This window comes from Streptomyces sp. NPDC058000 (genome assembly GCF_042886435.1).
In the GTDB taxonomy this organism is placed as follows: domain Bacteria; phylum Actinomycetota; class Actinomycetes; order Streptomycetales; family Streptomycetaceae; genus Streptomyces.
This window is the reverse complement of the sequence record NZ_JBHVQS010000035.1, coordinates 1-19,365: the sequence shown is the minus strand read 5'-3', so window position 1 is coordinate 19,365 and position 19,365 is coordinate 1. Positions and strand designations below refer to the sequence as shown.

Sequence of the window (19,365 nt, the reverse complement as noted above, 5' to 3'; positions counted from 1 at the left end):
GCCGGGCAAGTCGGGCCGGTAGGGGCGAGCGGCGGGCCCGGGGGCCCGCCGGGTCACCCGGCCCCGCGCCGCCGGACGCGCCCCGCCTCTCCTTCCTGGGGTCGCTCCGCGCCGGTCCCCAGCCAGCCCGCGAGCTTGCCGCCCTGGGACACCGCCTGGAGCCGCCGCTCGGCCGCGTCCCGCACCGGGTCGGTGGCGACCACCAGCAGCTCGTCGCCGCGCCGCAACACCGTGGTCGGGGAGGGCACGAAACTGGTGCCGTCCCGGACGACGAGGGTGACCGCGGCGCCCGCCGGCATCCGCAGCTCGCCGACCTCCACACCGTGCATCCGCGAGGTGGGGCCTATCGACGTGGACAGCAGATGGCCCCGCAGCCGCTCCAGCGGCGCCGACTCGATGCCCAGGTCGGCGGGCTCCTCGCCCTCACCGAGCCGCAGCCGGCGGGCCAGCCACGGCAGCGTCGGGCCCTGGATGAGGGTGTAGACCACGACCAGGACGAAGACGATGTTGAAGACCGTCTCGCTGCCGGGGACGTCGTTGACCATCGGGATGGTGGCCAGCACGATCGGCACCGCGCCGCGCAGCCCGGCCCAGGACAGCAGGGTCTTCTCCTGCCACGGCACCCGGAACGGCAGCAGCGAGGTGAAGACGGACAGCGGGCGGGCGATCAGCGTCAGGATCATGCCGATGAGCAGCGCCGGCACGATGTCGTCGAGCAGGTTGTGCGGGGTGACCAGCAGACCGAGCAGGACGAACATGCCGATCTGGCCGATCCAGCCGACCCCTTCGGCGAAGCCGCGGGTGGCCGGTGCGTGCGGCAGCTTGGCGTTGCCGAGGACGACCGCGGCCAGATAGACGGCGAGGAAGCCGGAGCCGTGCGCCAGCGCGCCGGCGGCGTACGCGGAGACCGCGATGGCCATCACCGCGATCGGGTACAGACCGGAGGCGGGCAGTGCCACGTGCCGCATGCCGTACGCGCCGAGCCAGCCGATGGCCAGGCCGATGGCGGCGCCGATCGCCAGCTCCAGCGCTATCTCGCCGAGCAGCACGTACCAGTGCTCGGTCGGGCCGGCGGCGGAGAAGGCCACGACGAGGATGACCACCGGGGCGTCGTTGAAGCCGGATTCGGCTTCCAGGACACCCGTCAGCCGGGCCGGCAGCGGCACGCTGCGCAGCACCGAGAAGACGGCCGCGGCGTCCGTGGACGAGACCACCGCGCCGATCAGTAGGGCCTGGCGCCATTCGAGACCGGCGAGGTAGTGCGCGCCGGCCGCGGTGACCCCGACGCTCACCGCGACGCCGAAGGTCGAGAGCACCGCGGCCCGTGGCAGGGCCGGTTTGATCTCTTTCCACTTGGTGCCCAGGCCGCCTTCGGCGAGGATCACCACCAGTGCGGCGTAGCCGAGGAGTTGGGTCAGTTCGGCGTTGTCGAAGATGACGCCGCCGATGCCGTCCTGCCCTATGGCGATGCCTATCCCCAGATAGATGAGCAGGCTGGGGAGCCCGCTGCGCGAGGAGATTCGTACCGCGGCAACCGCGATGAGCAGTACGAGTGAGCAGATCAGCAGGAGTTCGTTGAGGTGTTCGACAGTCAGGAGCTGATCCTTCCACGCGCCTTGGTCGGGATGGGCTGGTTGTCCTTACCGTATCTAGTTACTGACCCTAACAATTTACCATTGCTTGAAAGTTTAATGTGCTCGGCTGTGACTCCACGTAGGGGTCGGCAAACCGGTGCGCCTATGGTTGCTCCAGCACTCCCACCCTGCCCCTCGAAGGACAGAGATGCCCGCCAACAAGTCCGGTCCAGCCCCCAAAAAGAAGAAGGGGCGGCGAGGCCGCCTCGTCGCGCTCACGGTCGTGCTGCTGCTCGTGGCGGGCATCGGCTTCGGTGCGTACTGGGGCGTCAGCACCGTTCGCGCCTCCTTCCCGGAGACCACGGGATCGCTCAAACTCCCCGGCCTGACCGACCCGGTGGATGTCGTCCGTGACGCCAACGGCATTCCGCAGATCTACGCCGACACCGACGAGGACCTCTTCCGCGCGCAGGGCTACGTTCAGGCGCAGGACCGCTTCTGGGAGATGGACGTCCGCCGCCACATGACGGCCGGCCGGCTCTCCGAGATGTTCGGCAGGAGTCAGGTCAAGACCGACGAGTTCCTGCGCACCCTCGGGTGGCACGACGTGGCGCAGAAGGAATACGACACCAAGCTCTCGGCCACCACGAAGAAATACCTCCAGGCGTACTCCGCCGGTGTCAACGCCTACCTCACGGACCACCAGGGCTCGGCGCTCTCTCTGGAATACGCCGCGCTCGGCTTCACCAACGACTACAAGCCCGAGCCCTGGACCCCGACCGACTCGGTGGCCTGGCTCAAGGCGATGGCCTGGGACCTGCGCGGCAACATGCAGGAAGAGATCGACCGGGCCCTGATGACCAGCCGGTTCACCCAGCAGCAGATCGCCCAGCTCTACCCGGGGTACCCGTACCAGCGGAACCGGCCGATCGTCGACGGCGGCAGCGTCGACCCCGCCACCAACGAGTTCGACCCCAAGCGCAGCAGCAACACCGGCACCAACAGCGGCACGGGTACCGGAACGGGCACGGGTACCGGCACCGGGAGCGGCACGGGTACGGGTACCGGGACCGGTACGGGCACCGGGTCCGGCAACGGCACCGTGCGCGGTGCCACCACCGGCGTCCAGGCCCAGCTCTCCGCGCTGTCCACGACCCTCGAACAGGTCCCGGCGCTGCTCGGCCCCAACGGCAACGGCATCGGCTCCAACTCCTGGGTCGTCTCCGGGGAGCACACCACCACCGGTAAACCGCTGCTCGCCAACGACCCGCACCTGGCACCGCAGATGCCCTCGCTCTGGTACCAGATGGGCCTGCACTGCCGCACCACCGGCCCCAAGTGCAACTACGACGTGGCCGGCTTCACCTTCTCCGGGATGCCCGGCGTCGTCATCGGCCACAACCAGGACATCTCCTGGGGCATGACCAACCTGGGCGCGGACGTCACCGACCTCTACCTGGAGAAGATCAACGCCGACGGCTACCTCTACGACGGCAAGCAGAAGCCCTTCGTCACCCGCCAGGAGACCATCAAGGTCGCCGGCGGCGAGAGCCAGAAGATCACCGTCCGGTCCACCAACAACGGCCCGATCGTCTCCGACCGCGACGACGAGCTCGCCGGCGTCGGCAAGGACGCCCCGGTCGCCAACGGCGCCCCCGACCGCGGCGACGGCTATGCCGTCTCCCTCCGCTGGACCGCGCTGACCCCCGGCAAGTCCATGGACGCCATCTTCGAGCTCAACCGCGCCAAGGACTGGACCGGCTTCCGCAAGGCCGCGGCCGACTTCGAGGTCCCTTCGCAGAACCTCATCTACGCCGACACCAAGGGCAACATCGGCTACCAGGCCCCCGGCGCCATCCCGATCCGCGGCAAGGGCGACGGCACCTACCCGGCGCCCGGCTGGGACCCCGCGTACCAGTGGAAGGGCACCATCCCGCAGAGCGCCCTGCCGTACGAGTACAACCCCAAGCGCGGCTTCATCGTCACCGCCAACCAGGCCGTCATCGATGACAAGTACCCGTACCTGCTCACCAAGGACTGGGGCTACGGCGCGCGCAGCCAGCGGATCAACGACCTGATCGAGTCCAAGATCAAGGACGGCGGCAAGGTCTCCACCGACGACATGCAGAGCCTCCAGAAGGACAACAGCAGCGAGATCGCCCGCCTGCTGACGCCCTACCTGACGAAGATCGACATCAAGGACAAGTACGTCCGCGACGCCCAGCAGCTGCTCAACGGCTGGGACTTCACCCAGGAGCCCGACTCCGCCGCGGCCGCCTACTTCAACGCCGTCTGGCGCAACACCCTCAAGCTCGCCTTCGGCAACAAGATGCCCAAGGAGCTGCGCGTCCAGGGCCAGTGCCTCTACGTCCGCCCGGCCAGCGACAACGGCCCGGCCGACGACCAGAACAAACTGGTCCGCGAGTGCGGCCAGCGGGCCGGCGACACCGCCCAGCCCGACGGCGGCGACCGCTGGTACGAGGTCGTCCGGAACATCCTCGACGACCCGAACAACGCCTGGTGGAAGACCGACGACCGGCCCGGCCACCCCGGCCTGAAGAACCGCGACCAGCTCCTCGCCCAGGCCATGAAGGACGCCCGCTACGAGCTGACCTCCAAGCTCGGCAAGAACATCGACAACTGGGCCTGGGGCCGTCTGCACCAGATGGACCTCAAGAACCAGACCCTCGGCAAGGAGGGGCCGGGCTTCCTCCAGGACCTGCTCAACCGCGGGCCGTGGAACCTCGGCGGCGGTGAGGCCGCGGTCGACGCCACCGGCTGGAACGCCGCCAGCGGCTACAAGGTCACCTGGGTCCCGTCCATGCGGATGGTGGTCAACCTCGCCGACCTCGACAAGTCCCGCTGGATCAACCTCACCGGCGCCTCCGGGCACGCCTACGACGCCCACTACTACGACCAGACCGACAAGTGGGCCAAGGGCGAACTGCTGCCCTGGGCGTTCAGCGAGGACGCCGTGAAGAAGGCGGGCAAGGAGACCCTGACCCTGTCGCCGTAACGGGTGGCGCAGCACCACCGCATCGGGCGGGCCGGACTCCTCCGGCCCGCCCGACGGCGTTTCACGTGAAACCTCGACGCACCACGCGTGGGCCGGTCAGTGCCGGAAGCGGTGCACTCCCGACGGGGTCACCGCGGCGTGCACCCGGCGGTCGTGCGACTCGGCCGGGACCGCGTCCAGCACCTCGTCGTCGTAGAGCAGCACCACCAGCGCGGTCCGCCTGCTGGACCGCTCCAGCCGGGCCAGCACCCGGTCGTAGGAGCCGCCGCCGCGGCCCAGCCGCAACCCCGTCCGGTCCACCGCCAGCCCGGGCAGCAGCACCACGTCCGCCTGCGTCACCGCCTCCGGGGTCAGCCGCGGCCCGTCCGGCTCCCGCAGTCCCCAGCCCGCCGGGACCAGCCGCTCGGGGCCTTCGTATACGGCCCAGTCCAGATCGTTGTCCGGCAGCAGTACCGGCAGCAGCACCCGCACCCCGGCCGCCCGCAGCGCCTCGATCAGGGCACGGGTGTCCGGCTCACCGCCGATCGACACATACGCGGCGACGGTCGGCGCGGCGCCCTCGGCCCCCTCCCCGGGGGCCGTGCGCAGCTCGTCCAGTTCCCGCACCCGCCGGGCCAGCGCGGCGCCCCGGGCCGCGACGGCATCGGCCGGCAACGCTCTCCTCACCTCCTGGAGATCCCGCCGCAACCTGCGCTTTTCCTCGTGCTCAACGCTCATCGTGGGCCTCGCTCGGGCTCTCATGATCTCTTAACCGGACGCTCATCACCGGTCCGTCCGGGCCGGTTAGGGTGGCGCGCATGACCCCATCGCATGCACGGATCAGCAAGGCTGTCATCCCGGCAGCAGGGCTGGGCACCCGGTTCCTGCCGGCGACCAAGGCCACGCCCAAGGAAATGCTGCCGGTCGTCGACAAGCCCGCCATCCAGTACGTGGTGGAGGAGGCGGCCGCGGCCGGACTGACCGACGTCCTCATGGTGACCGGCCGGAACAAGCGACCCCTGGAGGACCACTTCGACCGTAACTACGAGCTCGAAGAGGCCCTGCACCGCAAGGGCGACGGATCCCGGCTCGCCAAGGTCCTGGAGTCCAGCGACCTGGCGACCATCCACTACGTCCGCCAGGGCAACCCCAAGGGCCTGGGCCACGCCGTGCTGTGCGCCGCACCCCACGTGGGCGACCAGCCGTTCGCGGTCCTCCTGGGCGACGACCTCATCGACCCCCGCGACCCCCTGCTGCGCCGGATGATAGAGGTCCGCGAGGAGCACGGCGGCTCGGTCATCGGTCTGATGGAGGTCGACCCCGCCAGCATCCACCTCTACGGCTGCGCGGCCGCCGCCCCGACCGCCGACGACGACGTGGTCGCCGTCTCCGACCTGATCGAGAAGCCCGAGCCGGCCGAGGCGCCCAGCAACCTCGCCATCATCGGCCGCTACATCCTCGACCCGGCCGTCTTCGAGGTGCTGCGCAAGACCGACCCCGGCCGCGGCGGCGAGATCCAGCTCACCGACGCCCTCCAGGTGCTGGCCGCCCACCCCGAGCTGGGCGGCCCCGTGCACGGCGTGGTCTTCAAGGGCCGCCGCTATGACACCGGTGACCGCGGCGACTATCTGCGTGCCATTGTCAGACTGGCATGCGAACGTGAAGACCTGGGCCCCGACTTCCGGGCCTGGCTTCGCAGTTACGTCACCGAGGAGATGTAGGACGTTGAACGGCACCACCGACCAGGCCCACCCCGCCGACCGCGTCTGGTCGGTGGCCGAACACCTCGACGACATCCTGGCGAAGCTGCAACCGCCGGCCCCGGTCGCCCGGCAACTCCTCGACGCCCAGGGCTGCGTCCTCGCCGAGGACCTCACCGTTCCGCTGCCGCTGCCGCCGTTCGACAACAGCTCCATGGACGGCTACGCGATCCGCGCCGCCGACGTCGCGGCCGCCACCGAAGGGGCCCCGGCCACCCTCACCGTCATCGGCGACGTCGCCGCCGGCAGCGGGGAACTCCCCACCGTCGGGCCCGGCCAGGCCGCCCGCATCATGACCGGCGCCCCGGTACCGCCCGGCGCCGACGCGGTGGTCCCCGTCGAGTGGACCGACGGCGGCACCGGCCAGGGGCCGGCCGCCACCATGCGCGCCCACAGCGCCGCCCCGCAGGACGCCGGCGGCGAGGTCCGGGTGCACCGCCCGGCCACCGCCGGGGCCCACATCCGCCGGGCCGGCAGCGACGCCCGGGCCGGCGAACCGGCACTGTCCGCCGGCACCGTCCTCGGCCCCACCCAGATCGGCCTGCTCGCCGCCCTCGGCCGGGACACCGTCACGGTCCGCCGCCGCCCCCGGGTCGTGGTGCTCTCCACCGGCAGCGAACTGGTCCAGCCCGGCGAGCCGTTGGGCCCCGGCCAGATCCACGACTCCAACAGCTTCCAGCTCACCGCCGCGGCCCGCGAGGCCGGCGCGCTCGCCTACCGCGTCGGCGCCGTCGCCGACGACGCGAAGACGCTGCGCGCCGCCCTGGAGGACCAGTACGCCCGCGCCGACGTCCTGGTCACCAGCGGCGGCGTCAGCGTCGGCGCCTACGACGTCGTCAAGGAGACCCTGGCCGACCTCTCCACAGACACTGCGTCCGACGGTTCCTCCGTCACCGGCCGGGTCGAGTTCCGCAAGCTCGCCATGCAGCCCGGCAAGCCGCAGGGCTTCGGCCTGATCGGCCCCGACCGCATCCCGCTGCTCGCCCTGCCCGGCAATCCGGTCAGCTCCTACGTCTCCTTCGAACTGTTCGTCCGCCCCGTCATCCGGACGCTCATGGGCCACCCCGAGGTCCACCGCCGCCCCGCCCGCGCCCGCGTCACCGCGCCGCTCGGCTCCTCGCCCCGCGGCCGGCGGCAGTTCCTCCGCGGCGCCTACGACCCGGTGGCCGGCACGGTCACCCCCGTCGGCGGCAGCGGCTCCCACCTCATCAAGGCGATGGCGCACGCCGACGCCCTGATTGTCATCCCCGAGGACACCACCGAGGTCCCCGCCGACGCCACCGTGGACGTCCTCCCGCTCGGCCCCTGCTGACCCGCCCACCCGGAGCGGCGGGAGGGGGCGGCCCGTATCCCGTGCCCTTCGGGGCCCGGGGGTACGGTGTCGTCCCACAAGCGGCAGTATGGACCGGGAGAACGATGAGCAGCGGCCAGCAACACCTCACCCACATCGACGCGGCCGGTGCGGCCCGCATGGTCGACGTCTCCGACAAGGACGTCACCGCCCGCACCGCCCGTGCCCGCGGCCGCGTTCTGGTGGCGCCGCGCGTCATCGAGCTGCTGCGCGGCGAGGGCGTACCGAAGGGCGACGCCCTGGCCACCGCCCGCATCGCCGGCATCCTGGGCGCCAAGCGCACCCCCGACCTGATCCCGCTGTGCCACCCGCTGTCGGTCTCCGGGGTCACCGTGGACCTCGCGGTCGCCGACGACGCCGTCGAGATCACCGCCACGGTCAAGACCACCGACCGCACCGGCGTCGAGATGGAGGCGCTGACCGCGGTCTCGGTCGCCGCGCTCACCGTCGTCGACATGGTCAAGGCGGTCGACAAGGCCGCGGTGATCTCCGACATCCGCGTCGAGGAGAAGACCGGCGGCAAGTCCGGCGACTGGCGTCGGCCGTGAGCCCCGCCCGCGCCCTGGTCGTCACCGCCTCCAACCGCGCCGCCGCCGGCGTCTACGAGGACAAGGGCGGCCCGCTGCTCGCCGAGGGCCTGACCGCCATGGGCTTCGCGGTCGACGGCCCCCAAGTGGTCCCCGACGGCGACCCCGTGGAGGCCGCCCTGCGCGCGGCCGTCGCCGCCGGCTACGCCGTGGTGCTGACCACCGGCGGCACCGGCATCTCGCCCACCGACCGCACCCCCGAGGCCACCCGCCGGGTCCTCGACTACGAGGTCCCCGGCATCCCCGAGGCGATCCGCGCCGCCGGCCGCGCCAAGGTCCCCACCGCCGCCCTCTCCCGCGGCCTGGCGGGCGTCGCCGGCCGCACCCTGATCGTCAACCTCCCCGGCTCGGCCGGTGGGGTGCGCGACGGTCTGGCCGTCCTCGCCGAACTCCTCCCGCACGCCGTCGACCAGATCCACGGCGGCGACCACCCCAGAACCTCCGGGAGCCCCAGCTGAACACGCCCTGGCCGGTGGTCCTGACGGACGGAGAGATCTCCCTCCGCCCCATAAGGCTGCGCGACCAACGCCCCTGGCGCGAGGTCAACCGCCGCAACCGCGACTGGCTGCGCCCCTGGGAGGCGACCGTCCCGCCGCCTCCTCCGGGCGTCCCGGTGCCGCACCGCCCCACCTTCCGGCAAATGGTCCGCCATCTGCGGGCCGAGGCACAGGCCGGCCGGATGCTGCCGTTCGTCATCGAATACCGCGGCCGGCTGGTCGGCCAACTCACCGTCGCGGGTATCACCTGGGGCTCGATGTGCTCGGGCCATATCGGTTACTGGGTCGACCAGGAAGTCGCCGGCCGCGGTGTCATGCCGACCGCGGTGGCGCTCGCCGTCGACCACTGTTTCCGCAGCGTCGGACTGCACCGCATCGAGGTCTGCATTCGGCCGGAAAACATCCCCAGTCGGCGCGTGGTGGAGAAACTCGGCTTCCGCGAGGAAGGTCTCCGCCCGCGCTACCTCCACATCGACGGCGCCTGGCGCGACCACGCGGTTTTCGCGCTGACCGCCGAAGAAGTACCAGAAGGACTCCTCACCCGCTGGCAGAGCCGGCGGCCCGGCGCGCCCGACCGCCCCGACGCATCCCACAAATGAAAAACCTGTTCGAATTAGTCCGTCGCTGACACCGCATTCGCCACAACTTCATCGCAACAATCACAAAAAAAGTTCGAGATATCAGCCAGATCGTGCGACACACCGGCTCAATTGGCGGATGGCCCCACGGAAACCCCTCTACCGTGTGAGTTGTGAGAAGCAGCGGCCTCATCTACGCAGTCATCGTCGGGGCCTGGGCCGCCTATTTGGTGCCGATGTGGCTCCGTAGACAGGACGAGCTCAACGAGGCTCGTCCCACCGAGCGCTTCAGCACGGCCATCCGGCTCCTGTCCGGACGCGCGGGCATGCAGCGCCGCTACGACAAGGAGCACGGGGAGTCCCCCGCCGGCGAGGCGGACGAGGAGCAGGAACCGGACGCCACGGACGACCCGGCCGGCGCCCGGTCCTTCGGCGACCCCGTACCGCTCCCGGCGCTCCCCGACGACACCCGCACCCGTGCCCCGGCCGCCCCGCCGCGCCCCTCCCTCGCCGAACGCACCAAGCGCGCGAAGGTCCTGGCCCGCCGCCGACGCACCATCACCATCCTGTTCTTCGCCTTCACCGCCGGCGCCATCGCCGCGGCCGTGGGCGGCCTGGGGTTCCTCTGGGCCCCGGCCCTCCCCGCCGTTCTCCTCACCGCCTACATCGTCTATCTCCGCGCCCAGGAGCGCCGCCGCTTCACCTTCACCATGGACCAGCGCAAGGCGGAGGCGGCAGCACGACGACTGCGGGAGGGGCGACCCCGCCCTCACCAGGCGGCCGACCAGCCGCCCGCCGCCGACCACCAGCCCGACGTCCGCGCTGACGCCGCCGAGGCCGCCCCCGAGCCGTCCCGCCCGGCGCCGCCCCCGCACACCACAGGCGCCCGCGCCCTCGTCGAGGAGACCGACCACGCCGAGTGGGTCGACCAGCAGCGCAAGCGCCCCCGCCCGGCCACCGGCAGCTGGGAGCCCGTCCCGGTCCCGCTGCCCACCTACGTCACCGCCCCGGTCGCCCCGCGCGCCACCAGCCACGTCGACCTGGACGCCGACGACGCCTGGAGCTCCGCCCGCTCCAGCTCCGTCCCCGAGCGCCCGCGGCCCAGCGCCTCGCAGGACCGCCCCACCCACCCGGGCCGCCGCGCCCGCGGCCGCACCCCCCTCTTCGACCAGTACGAGGACGAGGACCGCCCGCGCGCAGCGAACGAGTGAGGCCCGCCCCGCTGACCAGCACCGGAAGCGATTTCCGAGCACGGCGAACGAGATGCTAGAGTTTCATTCGTCGCAAGGGCCTGTGGCGCAGCTGGTAGCGCACCTCGTTCGCAACGAGGGGGTCAGGGGTTCGAGTCCCCTCAGGTCCACCGCACGTCAGAACCCCTTCCGGAGAGATCCGGGAGGGGTTCTTTCGCGTCGTGCGGCGGCGCAGTGCAGCAACTGCGTTGACTCGCCCTGACTGCCCAGGTGGGCCTCGGTGGTTCCTGGCGGAGGCGAACGGAGCGTGGGCCCGCCTGGCGTCCGTGCCTACCACTCTGATCAGCGAATACCCGGCACACTAAGGTCTCCGGCAAGACCCAGGGCAAGAAGTAGCAAGCGGTAATTGATCGAGACTGCTGCTCGCGGTTTCTCCGCGAGCGGGAGCTCTTCAGTGAGCTGGCGCAGTCAGCAAGGAACAGGCCGGAGCGGTTCGTGGAGTTGACCAGAATACGTCGGACCATGCTCGTCGTCCTCGGTGCGGTGCTCACCGTGGGGGGCTGCACGTCCGGTACGGCCGACAAGGCCAGCGGTGCGGCCGGTGCTCCGGCGACGCCCGCGGCGGCGGGTACGGCGGCGATCCTGACCATGGACGACATCACCGCGGTGTTCGAGAACGGGGCCACCGTTCCGCAGTACGCCTACATCACCGATCTGCACGACGGCTGCGGCTACACGGCGGGGTGGATCGGGTTCTGCAGCCAGAGCGGCGACATGCTCGGGCTGGTCAAGTCGTACAACGCCGCCGCACCCCACAACGTGCTCGCGAAGTACACCGCCGTCCTTCAGCGGCTGGCCGACTCGGGGAGCGAGGACACCGGAGCACTGGGCGAGGCGTTCGTGCGCGACTGGAAGAAGGCCGCCCTGGACCCGACCTTCCGGAGGCTGCAGATCCAGGTGGGGCACGACACGTACCTCACCCCGGCCGTGAAGCTGGGCGCGCAGGAGGGGGTGAAGAGCGAACTGGGTCTGGAAAACCTCTTCGACACCGCCCTGATGATGGGTCAGAATTCCGACGACTGCGACGGCATGGTGAAGATCGCCCATGAAACCGACGAAACGCTCGGGGGCAGCCCGGCCTCCGGGGTGAACGAGGCGAAGTGGCTGGCCCGGTTCAACACCGTTCGCCAGAAGCACATGAAGCACCCCTGCACCCCCGACCGCCAGCACGACTGGCCGCAGGCGGTCGACCGGTCGCAGGCTCTGCAGGAGCTCGCGGACCGCGGCGAGTGGGATCTGAAGGCTCCGCTGACCGTGAGCGCCGACTTCAAAACGACCATCAGCAGGCCGCAGGACTGACACACTTCGCGCCACCCACCGCGCCGACCCGAGCATGAGCTTTGCTGGCTTTTTTCGTGGGCTTAACGACTCCTGTACCGCCCGCACACTCTCAGCCATTAGTGTCCGGATCTTGTGCAGACCATTCCGGAGCGCCAGGCGCCCGCCGGGGACGAAGTGATGCCTGGCGCGTCCACGACTCCCGATGTTCCCCTTCAGGGGCCTACTGAGGCCGGTCCCCCGGCCGAGCCCACCGGTGACACACTGCGTCTGACTGGCAGGCCGATACGGCGCCCCACTCCCAAACCCATCTTCGTCGACGCATCGGGAGGCCGCCGCAGACGGCTGCGCATCCTGGTGGCCGCGTTGGTGGCTCCGGCAGTTGCCTACGTCGCCCTGCTCGTCAGCACCCTCCTGGGCGGCCCGACCCTGCCGGCGCTGCTGCCGCACCCCATGCGGCCGAAGCCGCACGCGAGCGCCGTCGCCGCGCACAAGACGCCCCGGCCTCGGACATCCCCGACGGCCGCCGCCACCGCCCAGCGGCATCGGAGCCCGGGCCGGGCGACAACGGTGTCGAAGGCCGTCGGCGGTGCGTCCGCCAAGGCGAAGTCGCCCTCGACGGCGAAACCGTCCCCGACCGCGAAACCGTCCCCGAGGCCGAAGAGGTCCGAGAGCCCCAAGCCGTCCCCGAGCCCCAAGCCGTCCCCGCACCCGAAGCGGACCCCGACCGCGACGCCCTCCGCCCTGCCCACCCACGGCACGCTCTGAGCCACCTGACGTCCCGCCAGGAAACCCCGGGCCCCCGGGCCGCGCCCGCAGCGTCCCACCGATTCCTCACAGCGCCGCGCCGCCCTTCCCCGGCACTTCCCTGGCAAGCCGATCAGTTCCAGAACTCGTCGCTCATCCAGAAATCACCGATGTGACCCCTTCTCCACAGCGTGGCCGTACCGCCCGCGAAACGCCGGTGCGCACCCATTGGGTGCTGCTGGTGACCATGGTGCTGACCCTCACCCTCACGCTGCTCATCGAGGGCTACACGCAGCACATGTTCGGCTTCCAGGACGATGGCGGGAACCCTCCGCAGGGACCTGTCAACCAGGTGCCGCGCTCGGTCGAGAACGGCGGCCCGGTGATCTCGACCAGCGGATCCGCACCGGTCTCGCTCGCCCCACCGGCGCACACCGTGGTGCTCACCTTCGACGACGGCCCGGACCCGACCTGGACCCCCAAGGTCCTGGCGACGCTGGAACGGCACCATGTGCCCGGGACCTTCTTCCTCGTGGGCACCGGCGTGGCCACACAACCCGAGCTGGTCGCGCGGATGGCGAAGGACCACGACGAACTCGGCCTGCACACCTTCACCCACCCCTATCTGCCCAGCCTGCCCAGCTGGCAGCGCACGCTGGAGATGCGGGAGGACCAGCTCGCGGTGGCCGGCGCCGCGGGCGTCACCAGCAACCTCTTCCGCCCGCCGTACTCGTCCAGCGCCGACGCGGTGGGCAACGCCGACTGGGCCACGATGCGACAGCTCGGCAAGCTGGGCTACCTGACCGTGCTCGTCACCCAGGACAGCGAGGACTGGCAGAAGCCGGGCGTGCAGAAGATCGTCCGCAACGCCACCCCTCCCGGGTCCACCGGCCAGGTGGTCCTCTTCCACGACGCCGGCGGTGACCGCGCACAGACCGTGGCCGCGCTGGACACCCTGATCCCGCGTCTCCAGGCGCGCGGCTACCGATTCCAGACGGTCAGCCGGGCCTTCCACCTCGCGGACGCCAACCGCCCGTCCACCACCGGCGAGCACCTGCTCGGCGTCGGGCTGCTGTGGCTGCTCAAGGGGGCGGTCTGGGGTCTCAACGGACTCGACTTGCTGCTGCTCGTCGCCGGACTGTTGGGCATCCTGCGCGCGGTGATCTCCATGATCGCGGCGGCCAGGCACCGGCGGCATGCCAGGACGGCATGGGGAGCGCCGGTCACCGAACCGGTGTCGGTGATCGTGCCGGCCTACAACGAGTCGGCCGGTATCGAGGCGACCGTCCGGTCCCTGGTCGCATCCGACCACCCGGTCGAGATCATCGTCGTGGACGACGGCTCCAGCGACGGCACCGCCGACATCGTCGAGGCACTCGGCCTGCCGGGCGTACGCGTGATCCGGCAGCGGAACGCGGGCAAGCCCGCCGCGCTCAACACGGGGATCGCCGCCGCTTCGTACGAGATCGTGGTGATGATGGACGGCGACACGGTCTTCGAGCCGGACGCGATCCGCCATCTGGTGCAGCCGTTCTCCGACCCGCAGATCGGAGCGGTCTCAGGCAACGCCAAGGTCGTCAACCGGGGCGGCCTGCTGGGCCGTTGGCAGCACATCGAGTACGTCGTCGGCTTCAACCTGGACCGGCGCCTCTTCGACCTGGCCCGGTGCATGCCCACGGTGCCGGGCGCGATAGGCGCCTGGCGCCGGGCCGCGCTGGTGCGCGTCGGCGGTGTCTCCGAGGCGACACTCGCCGAGGACACCGACCTCACCATGGCGATCTGGCGTAACGGCTGGCGCGTGGTCTACGAGGAGAAGGCCATCGCCTGGACCGAGGCTCCCGCTTCCCTCGGCGCCCTGTGGCGGCAGCGTTACCGCTGGTGCTACGGGACCCTTCAGGCGATGTGGAAGCACCGCGGCGCCGTCCGCCAGAGCGGCGCGGCCGGCACGTTCGGCCGTCGCGGGCTGCTCTTCCTGCTGCTTTTCCAGGTGCTGCTGCCGTTGTTCGCGCCCTTGGTCGACGTGCTGAGCGTGTACGGGCTGATCTTCCTCGACCCCGTCCACGTACTGCTGCTGTGGTGCTCGTTCCTGCTCATCCAGGTCGTCACCGGGGCCTATGCGTTCCGCCTCGACGGCGAACGGCTCGGGCCGCTGTGGAGCCTGCCGTTCCAGCAGCTCGTCTACCGCCAGTTGATGTACCTCGTGGTGGTCCAGTCGGTGGCCACGGCGCTGTCCGGCAGCCGCCTGCGCTGGCAGCGCATGGAGCGCTACGGCTCCCACCAGGAACCGCCGCTGTCACCGGCGACGGGGACGCGGGGCTGACGGCAGGGGCCCCGGATTCTCCCGGGGCCCCTCAGGTCCACGCTCGGCAGAGCCCTCACCGGGGATGCGCCAGATCCGGTGGGGGCTTTTTCTATGTGTCCGGGGCGAGGCGGGTGAGGGCGTTGAGGGCGGTGGTGGCGCCGTCTTCGGTGGCGAGGTGGCGGGCGGCGGCCTCGGCGCGGGTGCGGAGGGACGGGGTGGTGGCGGCCTCGGTGAGGGCGGCGGCGAGGCGGGCGACTGCGTCGTCGGGGGAGAGGGTCTTGGTGAGGGTGGTGACGGGCAGGGCGGGGGTGGCGGCGCCCAGGTCGGCCAGGCGGGCGGCCCAGAAGGGCTGGTCCGCGGTGAACGGGACGGGGACGGACGGGATGCCCGCGCGCAGGGCCGCGGCGGAGGTGCCGGCGCCGCAGTGGTGGACGGCGGCGGCGACGCGGGGGAAGAGCAGGGCGTGCGGGACCGGGGTGGGGACGGTGAGGATGTCGTCGGAGGGGGAGTCGGCGGTGGTCAGGCCGGCGTTGCCGGAGAGGAGGAGGCCGCGGGTGCCGGCGCGGCGCAGGGCCCGGACGGCGAGGGAGTTGAGGCGTTCGGCGTCCTCGGCGGCCATGCTGCCGAAGCCGATGGAGACCGGGGGCGGGCCGGCGGCGAGGAAGTCTTCGAGGGCGGGCGGGAGTTGGGCGTCGGGGGCGTGGTGGGGCCACCAGTAGCCGGTGACGTCGAGGCCGGGGCGCCAGTCCGCTGGGCGCGGTACGAGGAGTTCGCTGAATCCGTGCAGGACGGGCCAGTTGGCGGCCTCGATGCGGCGGCGGACCGTACCGGGGGTGGCGGGCGGCAGGCCCAGGCGGGTGCGCAGGGCGCGGGTGGCGCCGGCGTGGAGGCGGTCGACGACGCGGAGCGAGAAGCGGCCGGCGGCGCGGTTGCCCCAACTGCCCAGCGAGCGGCCGCCGCTGACGACGGGTGCGAAGGCGCCGGTGGGGGCGGTGGGCTGGAGGTAGGCGCCGATGGACGGGATGTCCAGGGCCTCGGCGACGTGCCAGCCGAGCGGGGCCGTGGTGGTGGACAGCAGCAGCAGTTCGGTGTCCGGGGCGGCGACGTCGGCCATGCCGGTGCCGAGCTGTTCGATGAAGGCGGCGGCGCGCCGCATCAGGTCGCGGCGGGTGGTGGGGGTGCCGGGGGCGCTCGGGTCCGTGGCGCGGGGGTCGGCGGGCAGGCTGCGGAAGCCGAGGCCGGCGGCGCGGACCAGGGCGGCGAAGCTGTCGTGGGTGGCGAGGGTGACCTGGTGGCCGGCGGCCTGGAGGCGGGCGCCGAGGCCGGTGTACGGGGCGACGTCGCCGTAGGAGCCGGCGGCGGTGAGGAGGATGTTCATGGGCGGCCTTGGGTCAGGAGGGGGCGGGGCCGGTCGTGGGGTCGGCGGTGGGCGCCGGGGGCGACTGGCGGACCGCGTTGGCGTGGATGGCGGTGCGGAGGTACGGGGCGAGGCCCGGGCGTTGTTCGGTGGGTGGGACGAGCAGGGCGAAGGCGCGGGGATCGGTGGCGAAGTCGTCGGCGATCCGGCCGTGCATGTCGGTGGGGCAGGGGGTGAACCACCGGGTGATGTGCCGGCGGTGCTCCTCCGCGAGGTCCATGGCGCGCTCGCCGTCGGCCGGTTCGCCGGCGTCGAAGGCGGCGGTCAGGCGGGCCCGCCAGTTGGCCGCCTCGGCCATGATCTGCGCCCAGTCGTCCTTGGAGTGCGCGGCGGCCCGGGCCATCGAGCGCTGGTAACCGTCGCTGTGCCGCAGTTTCCGGTCGGCTTCGGTGGCGTACGTCAGGTCGAAGGCGATCTCGCCGAAGACCTCGAAGCGTTCTTCCGGGGTCAGGCGGACGCCGGTCTGCTGGACCTCCATGGCCTGCTCGGCGACCTCGACCAGGCGCTGTAGCCGGGTGATCTCCTCGGTGAGCCGGCGGTGTCGGGCGCGGAGCTGGTCGAGGGCGTTGGCCTGCGGGTCCGCCAGGATCGTGGCGATCTCGTCGAGCGGGAAGCCGAGCTCGCGGTAGAAGAGGATCTGCTGGAGTCGGGCGAGGTCGGCGTCGCTGTAGAGGCGGTAGCCGGCGGGGCTGCGGTCGCCGGGGCTGAGCAGGCCGGTCTTGTCGTAGTGGTGCAGGGTGCGGACGGTGACCCCGGCGAAGGCGGAGACCTGGCCTACCGGGTATCCCATGGGAGTGCCTTTCGCTTGCCGGTGCGGTGGGGACGGTGTCCCGCGCGTCGTCGATCAAGGGTGTGGCCTGACGTCACGTGAGGGTCAACGGGAGGGTGGGGAGGGTGGGCGGTGTCGGCATGTGAGAGGGGACGTCGGATCGGAGGGACCGCCGTTACATTTGTCGGGAAACAGGTATTCGCTCTTGTGTGCGCATCCTGTACGGCCTTGTGCACACAGGGTGCCCCTGGTGCGCAGCCCGTCCCCCATCCGTCCGCGGCCCGAAGGATTCCGTGAGAGCAGCAGTCGCCACCCCCCGAGCCGCCGCGGCTGCCGGGGCCGTGCTGCTCGCGCTGCTGCTCCCCGTGGTGCTCACGGGGTGTGGCGGGCCGGCTCCGCTGCTGCGGGACCAGGGACCGGCGGTGGCGCCGTCCGCCCGGAGCGGACCGGTCTACGCGGCGGGCGACGCCGGGCGCCCGCTGCAACGCCCGGACTCCCTCCCGCTGGGTGACTCCGCGCGGCTGACCGGGCTGCGCTGGAAGTCGTGGGGCGGTCCGACCGCGGTGGCCGGCGGCGGGCTGGTCGGGGACTGGTGCGCGCCGCAGTGCGTCCGTACGCCGTACCGGGTGACGGTCACGCTGAGCGGGCTCCAGCAACAGCAGGGATTCGCGTACTACTCCAGCGCCGGGGTGGTCGCGCCCGAGGTGCACGGTGCGAAGGCCGCCGAGCTGGGGCGGGTGAGCCTGCACCTTCCCGACGTCGAGTAGGCGAGTAGCCGAAGCAGGGGCCTGCTTCGACGTCGGGTGCCCCGGGAGTCCCGGGGTGGCGGGCGGGCGTTCGTGCCGGGGACGGTTCGAGGGACGAGTGGAACGGAGGAGGAGGGAACGGATGGGGCTGCGCGCCAAGATCGGTATCGCGATCTCCGCCACCGCGGCGGTGGTCGCGGTCCTCGTCGGCGTGCTCGTCCACCACCACACCGTCAACGCCCAGCTCGACCTGGCCGGGCACACCCTCGACAGCCGGTTGCAGACCACCGTCCAGGACCGGGCGGCCGGGATCGACACCGGGCGGGGGCTGATCAACCCCAAGGATCTGCCGGGTCCGCTGAAGGCACTGGTGGAGGGCGGCCGGCGGGGCGTCTATCTGGAGCTGGGCGGCCGTACGCCGTATCTGTGGGCGGCCACCGAGCTGGGCCCGGACATCGTCGCGCTGAAGCGCCCCTACGACCGGGAGCAGCAGACCGTCGAGGCGCTGGACCGGATGCTGTGGGTGGCCGGCGCGGCCGGTACCGGGCTGGGCTGCCTGGTCGGGCTGCTGGTCGCGCACCGGCTCGGGCGGCGGCTGACCGCCTCCGCTGCGACCGCCCAGCGGATCGCCGAGGGCGATCTGGGCGCCCGGCTGCCGAGGACCGGCAACGACGAGATCGCGCAGCTCACCGCGGCGGTGAACACCATGGCGGAGACGCTGGCGGGGCGGCTGCGGGCGGAGCGCGACGTCACCGCGAACATCGCCCACGAGCTGCGGACCCCGGTGGCCGGGCTGGTCACCGCGGCCGGTCTGCTGCCGCCGTCCCGGCCCGCCGAGATGGTCCGGGAGCGGGCCGAGCGGGTCCGCGGGCTGATGGAGGACGTGCTGGAGGTGGCCCGGCTGGACGCCCGTACGGAGGAGGTGGACCGGGAGGTGCGGCCGCTGGGGGAGCTGGTGCGGCGGGCGGTCGTGGCGGCCGACCAGGCCGGTGGGGCCGGGGCCGGGACGCCCGGGGCCGGGACGTCCGGGTGGGGTGCTTCCGGTGCGGACCGGGTGCCCGGGGAGCCGGCGTCGGTGGACGGGGCGATACGGGTCCGGGTGTTGGCTGACGGGCTGGTGGAGACCGATCCGCGGCGGGTCGAGCGGATCCTGGTCAATCTGATCAGCAATGCCCGACGGCACGGCGCGGAACCGGTGACCGTCGAGGTCGAGGGCGGCGTGATACGGGTGCGGGACGCCGGGCCGGGTTTCCCGGCGGCGTTGTTGGCGCACGGCCCGCAGCGGTTCCGGACGAGTGGCGGCCGGGGCGGGCCGGGGCTGGGCCTCGGGCTGACCATCGCCGCCGGGCAGGCCCGGGTGCTCGGGGCCGGACTGTGCTTCGCCAATCCGCCCGCGGGCGGGGCGCAGGCCACCGTCGACCTGCGGGGGGCGCTGTGCCCGGAGCGGGCCGGCGAGTGCGGCGAGGCCGGCGAGTGCGGAGAGGCGGGGGCCGCGGACGGGCGGTGAGTCGGGG

General features: G+C 72.0%; 16 protein-coding genes and 1 tRNA gene. 13 read left to right on the top strand and 4 right to left on the bottom strand.

The window, feature by feature from the left end; all coding sequences use genetic code 11:
* Positions 1 to 53: 53 nt before the first annotated feature.
* Positions 54 to 1,595, bottom strand: a complete 1,542-nt coding sequence (locus ACFVT2_RS27910) for a potassium/proton antiporter (RefSeq protein WP_390022356.1) — start codon at positions 1,593 to 1,595, stop codon at positions 54 to 56.
* A gap of 187 nt (positions 1,596 to 1,782) precedes the next feature.
* Here ACFVT2_RS27910 and ACFVT2_RS27905 point away from each other — a divergent pair, with 187 nt between their 5' ends.
* Positions 1,783 to 4,590: a penicillin acylase family protein gene (locus tag ACFVT2_RS27905; protein ID WP_390022267.1), complete on the top strand. Its 2,808-nt coding sequence runs from the start codon at positions 1,783 to 1,785 to the stop codon at positions 4,588 to 4,590.
* Positions 4,591 to 4,686: 96 nt separating this feature from the next.
* Here the strand turns inward: ACFVT2_RS27905 and ACFVT2_RS27900 are convergent, their stop codons facing one another.
* Positions 4,687 to 5,307, bottom strand: a complete 621-nt coding sequence (locus tag ACFVT2_RS27900) for a 5-formyltetrahydrofolate cyclo-ligase (RefSeq protein WP_390022265.1) — start codon at positions 5,305 to 5,307, stop codon at positions 4,687 to 4,689.
* 80 nt (positions 5,308 to 5,387) lie between these two features.
* Between ACFVT2_RS27900 and galU the strand changes: the two genes are divergently transcribed.
* From galU to ACFVT2_RS27850, 10 genes are all read left to right on the top strand, one after another.
* Positions 5,388 to 6,290 carry a UTP--glucose-1-phosphate uridylyltransferase GalU gene (gene galU / locus ACFVT2_RS27895; RefSeq protein WP_390022263.1) on the top strand — a complete coding sequence of 301 codons (903 nt, stop codon included), beginning with the start codon at positions 5,388 to 5,390 and terminating at the stop codon, positions 6,288 to 6,290.
* Positions 6,291 to 6,294: 4 nt separating this feature from the next.
* Entirely contained in the window at positions 6,295 to 7,641 is a 1,347-nt protein-coding gene (gene glp, locus ACFVT2_RS27890; protein WP_390022262.1) for a gephyrin-like molybdotransferase Glp, read from the top strand.
* 104 nt (positions 7,642 to 7,745) lie between these two features.
* Entirely contained in the window at positions 7,746 to 8,228 is a 483-nt protein-coding gene (gene moaC / locus ACFVT2_RS27885) for a cyclic pyranopterin monophosphate synthase MoaC (protein ID WP_390022261.1), read from the top strand.
* Positions 8,225 to 8,725 carry a molybdenum cofactor biosynthesis protein B gene (locus ACFVT2_RS27880; protein WP_390022260.1) on the top strand — a complete coding sequence of 167 codons (501 nt, stop codon included), beginning with the start codon at positions 8,225 to 8,227 and terminating at the stop codon, positions 8,723 to 8,725. The genes moaC and ACFVT2_RS27880 overlap by 4 nt, the downstream gene beginning before the upstream one ends.
* A complete protein-coding gene (locus ACFVT2_RS27875) occupies positions 8,722 to 9,363 on the top strand; it encodes a GNAT family N-acetyltransferase (RefSeq protein ID WP_390022355.1) in 642 nt (213 codons plus the stop codon). The genes ACFVT2_RS27880 and ACFVT2_RS27875 overlap by 4 nt, the downstream gene beginning before the upstream one ends.
* Positions 9,364 to 9,515: 152 nt before the next feature.
* A complete protein-coding gene (locus ACFVT2_RS27870) occupies positions 9,516 to 10,553 on the top strand; it encodes a hypothetical protein (protein WP_390022258.1) in 1,038 nt (345 codons plus the stop codon).
* Positions 10,554 to 10,629: 76 nt separating this feature from the next.
* A tRNA-Ala gene (locus tag ACFVT2_RS27865) sits at positions 10,630 to 10,702 on the top strand.
* Between the two features lie 325 nt (positions 10,703 to 11,027).
* Complete coding sequence (locus tag ACFVT2_RS27860) at positions 11,028 to 11,891, top strand: chitosanase (RefSeq protein ID WP_390022257.1); 864 nt, start codon at positions 11,028 to 11,030, stop codon at positions 11,889 to 11,891.
* 348 nt (positions 11,892 to 12,239) lie between these two features.
* Complete coding sequence (locus ACFVT2_RS27855) at positions 12,240 to 12,638, top strand: hypothetical protein (RefSeq protein ID WP_390022256.1); 399 nt, start codon at positions 12,240 to 12,242, stop codon at positions 12,636 to 12,638.
* Between the two features lie 151 nt (positions 12,639 to 12,789).
* Positions 12,790 to 14,937: a bifunctional polysaccharide deacetylase/glycosyltransferase family 2 protein gene (locus ACFVT2_RS27850; protein WP_390022254.1), complete on the top strand. Its 2,148-nt coding sequence runs from the start codon at positions 12,790 to 12,792 to the stop codon at positions 14,935 to 14,937.
* Positions 14,938 to 15,028: 91 nt separating this feature from the next.
* Here the strand turns inward: ACFVT2_RS27850 and ACFVT2_RS27845 are convergent, their stop codons facing one another.
* Positions 15,029 to 16,297, bottom strand: coding sequence for a glycosyltransferase (locus tag ACFVT2_RS27845; RefSeq protein ID WP_390022253.1), 1,269 nt, complete (start codon positions 16,295 to 16,297; stop codon positions 15,029 to 15,031).
* 13 nt (positions 16,298 to 16,310) lie between these two features.
* Positions 16,311 to 17,126: a MerR family transcriptional regulator gene (locus ACFVT2_RS27840; protein WP_390022251.1), complete on the bottom strand. Its 816-nt coding sequence runs from the start codon at positions 17,124 to 17,126 to the stop codon at positions 16,311 to 16,313.
* A 272-nt stretch (positions 17,127 to 17,398) separates the two neighbouring features.
* On the opposite strand from ACFVT2_RS27840, the gene ACFVT2_RS27835 reads away from it, so the two are divergent.
* Both ACFVT2_RS27835 and ACFVT2_RS27830 read left to right on the top strand, forming a co-directional pair.
* Entirely contained in the window at positions 17,399 to 17,872 is a 474-nt protein-coding gene (locus ACFVT2_RS27835; RefSeq protein ID WP_390022250.1) for a hypothetical protein, read from the top strand.
* A gap of 121 nt (positions 17,873 to 17,993) precedes the next feature.
* The gene (locus ACFVT2_RS27830) at positions 17,994 to 19,358 is read left to right on the top strand and encodes an ATP-binding protein (RefSeq protein WP_390022248.1); all 1,365 of its coding nucleotides are present in this window, start codon (positions 17,994 to 17,996) and stop codon (positions 19,356 to 19,358) included.
* The last annotated feature ends 7 nt before the right edge of the window (positions 19,359 to 19,365 follow it).